The organism is Hydrogenophaga sp. GW456-12-10-14-TSB4 (genome assembly GCF_059424305.1).
This window is the reverse complement of sequence record NZ_JBWKZH010000120.1, coordinates 1-7,643: the sequence shown is the minus strand read 5'-3', so window position 1 is coordinate 7,643 and position 7,643 is coordinate 1. Positions and strand designations below refer to the sequence as shown.

General features: G+C 68.0%; 5 protein-coding genes. 1 reads left to right on the top strand and 4 read right to left on the bottom strand.

Annotation, left to right across the window (positions count from 1 at the left end):
* Nucleotides 1–44: 44 nt before the first annotated feature.
* Nucleotides 45–989 (bottom strand): DMT family transporter, encoded by a 945-nt coding sequence (locus tag AC07ZS_RS29210; protein WP_494801940.1) that lies wholly within the window; start codon nt 987–989, stop codon nt 45–47.
* Nucleotides 986–1,600 (bottom strand): LysE family translocator, encoded by a 615-nt coding sequence (locus tag AC07ZS_RS29205; RefSeq protein WP_494801939.1) that lies wholly within the window; start codon nt 1,598–1,600, stop codon nt 986–988. The genes AC07ZS_RS29210 and AC07ZS_RS29205 overlap by 4 nt, the downstream gene beginning before the upstream one ends.
* Nucleotides 1,601–1,745: 145 nt before the next feature.
* Here AC07ZS_RS29205 and AC07ZS_RS29200 point away from each other — a divergent pair, with 145 nt between their 5' ends.
* Nucleotides 1,746–3,161: an aminotransferase-like domain-containing protein gene (locus AC07ZS_RS29200; protein ID WP_494801938.1), complete on the top strand. Its 1,416-nt coding sequence runs from the start codon at nt 1,746–1,748 to the stop codon at nt 3,159–3,161.
* Between the two features lie 12 nt (nt 3,162–3,173).
* On the opposite strand, the gene AC07ZS_RS29195 is transcribed toward AC07ZS_RS29200, so the two are convergent.
* Nucleotides 3,174–5,399 carry an ATP-binding protein gene (locus AC07ZS_RS29195; protein WP_494801937.1) on the bottom strand — a complete coding sequence of 742 codons (2,226 nt, stop codon included), beginning with the start codon at nt 5,397–5,399 and terminating at the stop codon, nt 3,174–3,176.
* A gap of 48 nt (nt 5,400–5,447) precedes the next feature.
* Nucleotides 5,448–7,340 carry a ribosomal protection-like ABC-F family protein gene (gene abc-f, locus AC07ZS_RS29190; protein WP_494801936.1) on the bottom strand — a complete coding sequence of 631 codons (1,893 nt, stop codon included), beginning with the start codon at nt 7,338–7,340 and terminating at the stop codon, nt 5,448–5,450.
* Nucleotides 7,341–7,643 lie beyond the last annotated feature (303 nt).

The following is a 7,643-nucleotide window of genomic DNA, read 5'->3' as shown; positions in this document are numbered from 1 at the left end:
GTGGGGGTGGTGGGCAGGTCGTTGGGTTTCATGAAGATCTCCGTTCAAACGTGTTCGGGGCGCGCGCTGGCGTGTACCGGCATTTTCTTGCCAATGAAGACGGTGGCGATCACCGCCACCGCAAAGCCCAGCGTGACGGCGTCGAGGCGTTCACCGAGCAGGGGCACGGCGAACAGCATGCCGAGAAAGGGTTGCACCAGCTGCACCTGGCTCACGCGCACCGTGCCACCCAGGGCCAGGCCGCGGTACCAGGCGAAGAAACCGATCCACATCGAGAACACCGCGGTGTAGGCAAAGCCCCACCAGGCCGAGGCCTGCAGTGCCACCTGCGGCCGGGTCAGGGTGGCCAGCGGCAGGGTGAGCGGCAGGGCGATCACCAGCGCCCAGCAGATGACGTGTTCGGCGCGCATGCGCTGCGACAGGCGCGCGCCATACGCATAGCCCACGGCGGCACACAGCATGGCGGCGAGCAGCAGCGCGTCGGCAGGGTGCAGCGTGAGGCCGGCGCTGCCCGAGCGCAGCACCGCAAAACCCACCACCAGGCCACTGCCCAGGGCCGCGCAGAGCCAGAACCCGGTGGACGGGCGCTGGCGGTGCAGCAGCGCACCCACCGCCGCCGTGGCCAAGGGCAGCACGCCCACGATCACGCTGGCATGCACCGCTTCCACATAGCGCATCGCCACCGAGGTGAACAAGGGGAAGCCGAACACCACGCCGGCGGCGGTGACGGCCAGCGGCACCAGGTCTTCGCGGCGCGGCAGGGGCGCGCGCGTGGCGGCCAGGAACACCAGCGAGAGCAGGGCGGCCACCACGGCGCGGCCCAGCGCGACGAACACGCCGGACATCTGGGGCGCGTCGACGGTGCCGACGGCCAGCCGCGTCATGGGCAGGGTGAGCGCGAAGAGAACCACGCCCAGCAGGCCGAGCATCAGCCCCTTGTTGGCGGGCCGGTCGATCCAGCGCTGGGCGGGCAGGCTGTGGGCGGTCATACGGTGAGCATCCAGAGGGCGGTGGCCACCAGCACGGCCGCCAGCACGCGGTTGAACCAGATCAGGCGCGAGCCCTGCGTGAGCCACTGGCGCAGCAGCGAGCCGGCCACCGCGTAGGTGAGGTTGCTGGTGAAGGCGAAGAACACCATCACCACACAGATGATCGCCAGCCGCTGGCCGGGGTTGGGCGCGGGCTGTCCGGCGGCGTTGACCACCCAGCCGGCGGTGAGCGTGAGCGCCAGCATCCAGGCCTTGATGTTGAGGAACTGCAGGCCCACGCCCTGCAGGAAGCTGACGTTCAGGCGCGAGGCGTCGACCTCGGAGAGTTTCGAGGCGCCCGCCAGCTTCCAGGCCAGCCACAGCATGTAGGCCACGCCCAGCAGCTTCACGCCCCAGCGCAGCGCCGGCACGCCCAGCACCAGGGCGCCCAGGCCAAGGCCGCAGGCCAGCATGAGCAGCGTCCAGCCGGTGGGCACGGCGAAGCAGAAGCGCAGGGCGCGCCGCAGGCCCAGGTTGGCCGCGAGGGCCGTGGACAGCGTGGTGTTCGGCCCCGGCGAAAAGCTCATCGCGGTGCAGAACAGCAGCAGGGCGGTCAACTCGGTGGCACTCATGGGAGGTCCGGACGGGCGGGGTTGTCAATGCGGGAGGTTCAATGTAATCTTTTGAGCCAGTACACAAGCAGTACAGTTGGCCAGCGCAGTTGTGAAGCTGTATTGGTTGCCGAAACAGTACAGGCGCTGGAAGGATGCCCCCGACATGCTGATGAAGACCCCCGCACAATCCCTGACCGAGCAGCTCGCCGTGCGCTTCGCCGATCGCATCCGCAGCCGCCTGCTGGCGCCCGGTGCGCGACTGCCTTCGGTGCGCCAGTGCGCCCAGCAGCATGGCGTGAGTCCTTCCACGGTGGTGGCCGCCTATGACCAGCTGCTGGCGCAGGGCCTGGTGGATGCGCGCAAGAACCGCGGGTTCTTCGTGCGGGAGATGCCCACACCGCGCGCCGACGGCCAGTCGGCTGGGGCGAAGGCCGCAGCGAGGGCCGGTGCGGGGGCATCGCCCATCAACGCGACGGCGCTGATCCGGGGGATGTTCCACAAGGTCAGCAACAAGCCGCACCCCGGCATGGGCGTGTTCCCCCCGGAGTGGCTGGAGTCCACGTTCATGCCCGCCGCCGTGCGCAAGGTCACCGGCATGCGCGCGCTGCAGGACTTCTCGCTCCAGTACGGCGAGCCGCTGGGCGACAGCGGTCTGCGCCGCGTGCTGTCGCAGAAGCTGGCCTCGCTCAACGTCCATGCCGATGCCGGGCACATCATCACCACCGTGGGCGCCACGCACGCGCTGGACATCGTCAGCCGCACGCTGCTGCGCCCGGGTGACCCGGTGATGGTGGAGGAGCCCGGCTGGGCCGTGGAGTTCGCGCGCCTGGCCGCGCTGGGCATGCGCATCCTGCCGGTGCCGCGGCGCGCCGACGGGCCGGACCTGGAGGTGATGGCGAGGTATTGCGAGGTGCACCAGCCCAAGCTGTATGTGAGCGTGAGCGTGTTCCACAACCCGACCGGCTACTGCCTGTCGCCGGGCTCCGCACACCGCGTGCTGCAACTGGCCAACCGGCACAACTTCCACATCGTCGAGGACGACACCTACAGCCACATCGCGCCCGAGCATGCCACCCGCCTGACCGCGCTCGACGGCCTGCAGCGCACGATCTACGTGAGCGGTTTCGCCAAGATCCTGGCGCCCAATTGGCGCATCGGTTACCTGGCCGCACCGCCGGATCTGGTGGAGCCCTTGCTCGACACCAAGCTGCTGTCCACGCTGACCACGCCGGCGCTGCTGGAGCGGGCTTTGGCGCTGTGCATCGAGCAAGGCCAATTGCGCCGACACGCCGAGCGCATCCGCACCCGGCTCGATGCCGCGCGGGCGCGCAGCGTGAAGCTGGCGCTGGGCGCGGGTTGCCATTTCGCGGCGGAGCCGGTGGGTCTGTTCGGCTGGGTCGACACCGGGGTAGACACCGATGCGCTGGCGCAGCGCATGCTCGACGAGGGCTACCTGATCGCGCCCGGGGCGCTGTTCCATGCGGCGCGCACGCCCAGCACCCTGATGCGCATCAACTTCGCGACCACGCAGGATGCGGCCTTCTGGCGGGTGTTCACGCGCCTGAAGGCCTCGGGCTGAGCCCGGCGTGGCTCAAAGCCGGGTGTCGAACAGGTCGCGGCCGCGCGCCTGCAGGATGTCCGCCAGGGCTCGGTCGATCTGGCGCGCCTCGGCCTGCATCAGCGGCAGGGCGCGCGCGAACAGGTGCCAGTCGCCCGAGCGGGCGGCCAGCTCCAGGCCCTTGGCCAGGCGCGCGCCGCGCTCGGCGGTCATGCTGCCCAGAGAGCCCTTGAGTCCGTGCGCGTGGGCCACGGCGGCGGCCGAATCGCGTGCTTGCAGCGCCTTCTGAAGTTCGCTCTGGCGCGAGGCCAGATCGGCGCGCATGGCCTGGGCCAGTTGTCCCAGGGTTTCTTCGTCGCCATCCAGCCGGCGCAGCAGTTTCTCGACGTCCAGCGCCTCCAGATGCGTGGCGGCGGGCGCGACATCGGTGACGATGATGGCCGCCGGGGCTGCTGCCGGCGGCGGCGTGGGTGCTTCGGCGGGTGCCGGCTCGACCAAGGCCCCGGGCTCGGTCTCGCCGCCGTCGAGTTTCAGCACCCGGTTCATTTCCTTGATGAGCGCCTGCGGGCTGACCGGTTTGGCGGTGTAGCCGTCCATGCCGGCGGCCAGGCAGGCCTCGCGGTCACCCGGCATGGCATTGGCGGTGACGGCCAGGATGGGCGTCCGGGGCAGCTTGCGGCGGGCCTCGACGTCGCGGATCTCGTGCGTGGCCTGCAGGCCACTCATGCCGGGCATCTGCACGTCCATCAGCACCAGATCGATGCCGCCTTGCTCCCACTGGGCGACGGCATGCACGCCGCCGCGCGCCACACGCACGATGCAGCCCAGGCGCAGCAGCAGTTGCCGCATCATCAATTCATTGACCGGGTGGTCCTCGGCCAGCAGCACCACGAGTCCGACGTAGCGCGCGCCGGCCTGAGCCACTTCCATCAGCTCGGCCGAAGCACTGAGCGGGCTCTGGTCCAGCTCGCGCAGGGGCAGGGTCAGCGTGAAGGTGCTGCCCTGGCCTTCGTCGCTCTGGAGGTCGATCTCGCCACCCATGAGGCGCGCCAGCTGCGCGCAGATGGCCAGGCCCAGGCCGCTGCCACCGTAGGGGCGGGCGGTGGAGGCGTCGGCCTGGGTGAACGCATCGAAGACGGTGGCGTGGTGCTCGGGCGCGATGCCCACACCGCTGTCCTGCACCTGCAGCTGGAGCCGCTTCGGCGTCTGGCCGACGGGGTCGATCGAACGGATGCGCACCTCGATCCTGCCGCCGCGCGGCGTGAACTTGATCGCGTTGGAGAGCAGGTGGTTCAGCACCTGGCGCAGGCGCACGGCGTCGCCCATCACCCATTGCGGCAAGCTCGACGGCAGCTCGAAGCGGAAGTCCAGCGCCTGTTCGCCCGCCTGTTCGGCATACGGCACGATCGCCTGCTCCAGCGCCTGGTGCAGGTCGAAGCGCACGTTCTCGATGTCGAAACTGCCGGCTTCGATGCGAGAGAGATCCAACAGGTTGTTGAGCAGGTCCAGCAACTCGTGCGCCGAGTTGTCCATCAACGCCAGCCAGCTGGACTGATCCGCATTGAGCGGCGAGTCCATCAGCATGCGCGTGAGGCCCATGAAGGCATTGAGGGGCGTGCGCACCTCGTGGCTGATGTTGGCCAGGAACTCGCTCTTGGCCCGGCTGGCCTGTTCGGTCAGCTCGCGGGCGCGTTCGCTGTCCTGCTCGATGCGCTTGCGCTCGCCGATGTCGGCCAACGTGCCCATGAGCCGCAGGGGCTGGCCCTTGCTGTCGTGCTCGGCGACCATGGCGTGGGTTTCCACCCAGCGCCAGCCCTCGGAGGCGCGCACCCGGTGCTGCACCACGGCGCGCTGACTGCGACCTTCGAGCAGGGCCATCACCTGCACGCGCAGCGGCTCCAGGTCATCGGGGTGCAGGCGGGCGCGAAGGTCGATCGCTTCCCAGTAGCCGTCGGCGGCGATGTCGCCCAGCAGCTCGCCCCAGCGCGCCGTCAGGAACACCTGGGTGGCGGGCAACTGCCAGTCCCAAAGGGCCAGCCCGGCGGCGTCCACCGCGAGTTGCAGGCGGTCGCGCGCCTCGTCCAGCGCCTCCTCGGCCAACAGGCGGCTGTTCGACTCCCGGTGCACGGTGTTGCGCAGGCGGTCGAGCTCGCGGTTCTGGTGCTCCAGCTCGCCCATCAGCTTCTGCGTGCGCTCGCGCTCCTGCTGAAGCTCGTCCAGCGTGCGTTGCAGGTCAAAAGCGAGACGATCGGGCGTCATGGGCGTTGGTGAGGTGGTGCGAAGGCCTGGGGTTCCTGTGCCGGGCCCTCAGCTGCCGCCAAGCGCTTCCCAGCGCTCCAGTGCCTGAAGCCATTCCCCCTCGACTTCGGCATGTCGGGCGCCAAGTTGAGCCGCGCGGGCCGGGTCGCTGTGAAATAGTTGGCCATTCTCCAGGTCCTTGCCAATCGTGACTTGCTCGGCTTCCAGGGCTGCAATCAGTGCGGGCAGAGCGTCGAACTCCCTTTGCTCCTTATAGCTCAGCTTTTTCCTGGCCGCCGCCGCGGGGGCCGGGGCGGCCGGTTTGGCAGCCGGTGCCGGTGCCGGCGGTGGGGTTTCGCGCTCGCGCTGCAGAGCGGCCGAGCGCGCCGACTGGGTCAGCCAGTCCTGCACATCGCCCACATACTCGCGCCAGCGCCCGTCGCCCTCGAAGACCAGGGTGCTGGTGACCACGTTGTCCAGGAAGCGCCGGTCGTGGCTGACCAGGAACACCGTGCCCTCATACTGCTGCAGCAGGTCTTCCAGCAATTCCAGCGTGTCGATGTCCAGGTCGTTGGTGGGCTCGTCGAGCACCAGCACGTTGGCCGGCCGTGCGAACAGGCGCGCCAGCAACAGGCGGTTGCGTTCCCCGCCCGACAGCGTTCGGACCGGCGCATTGGCCCGCGCGGGTGAGAACAGGAAGTCGCTCAGGTAGCTCTTCACATGGGTGCGCTTGTTGCCGATCTCGATCCATTCGCTGCCCGGGCTGATGAAATCCTCTAGCGTGGCATCCAGATCGAGCTGGTCGCGCATCTGGTCGAAATAGGCCACACTGGTCTTGCTGCCCTGGCGGACCGTGCCGCTGGTGGGAATGAGTTCACCCAGGATGATCTTGAGCAAGGTGGTCTTGCCCGCGCCGTTGGGGCCGATCAGGCCGATCTTGTCGCCCCGCAGGATGGTGGCGGAGAAATCGCGGATCACGGTGCGCTGCCCGCCGTCGGTGGTGGAGAACGTCTGCGTGACCTTCTCCAGCTCCGCCACGATCTTGCCGCTGGCATTGCCACTGGCCACCTCCAGCTTCACGCTGCCCACCGCGTCGCGCCGCTGTGCGCGCTGCTCGCGCAGGCGCTCCAGCCGGGTGATGCGCCCTTGAGCCCGTGTGCGCCGCGCTTCCACACCTTTGCGGATCCACACCTCTTCCTGGGCCAACAGCTTGTCCGCACGGGCGTTGATCACCGCTTCCTGTGCCATCTGTTCTTCCTTGAGCAGCTGGTACTGGGCAAAGTTGCCGGGATAGCTCAACAGCCGTCCACGGTCCAGCTCGACCATGCGCGTGGCCACCCGGTCCAGGAAGGCGCGGTCGTGGCTGATGGTGACGACGCTGCCCTTGTATTCCAGCAGAAGGTCTTCCAGCCACGTGATGCTGTCCAGATCCAGGTGGTTGGTCGGCTCGTCCAGCAGCAGGACGTCGGGTCTGCTGACCAGGGCCTGCGCCAGGGCGACGCGCTTCTTGTTGCCACCCGAAAGCTCGCCCACGCGCACCGCGCCGTCCAGGTGAAGGCGATGCAGGGTTTCCTCTACCCGCTGTTCCCAGTTCCAGGCGTCCAATGCCTCGATGCGGTTTTGCAGCGCATCCAGGTCCAGCCCGTCCGCGCCGCTGAGATAGAGATCCCGGGCCGCGCGAGCGTCGGCGAGGCCGACGCTGGCCGCCTCGAACACCGATGACTGCAGATCCAGCACGGGTTCTTGCGGCACATAGGCGATGCGCAGGCCCGTCTGCACCTGCAGTGTGCCGTCGTCGGCCTTTTCCAGGGACGCCAGGATCTTCAGAAGCGAAGATTTGCCGGTGCCGTTGCGTCCGATGAGACCGACCCGCTCCTGCGCTTCCAGCGCAAAGTCGGTGTGGTCAAGCAGTGCCACGTGGCCAAAGGCCAGCTGCGCGTCCTGCAAGGTGATAAGTGCCATGAAAAACCCGAGTCGAAAGGAGCTTTGATTATCCGTGTGGGCGCACCCCTCATATATATACGTGTGGATGTGCAGGACGCTGCTGCAAGGGCGCTTCGCGCCCGAGCGGTCCGATGCGAAAGTTTTTTGCGCGGCTTTGACGGAAGCGCAAAAACCGATGTATACTGCAAGGCTTCGCTGCTCACAAAGACTTCTTCGGAAGGCAGAGGAAAGCGGTGAAGACGGTCCAGCCAAGGCGATGCAAAAAGCGAGATAAAAAATCAAACTTTTTGACAAGACGCCAAAAACTGTGTCATAATACGA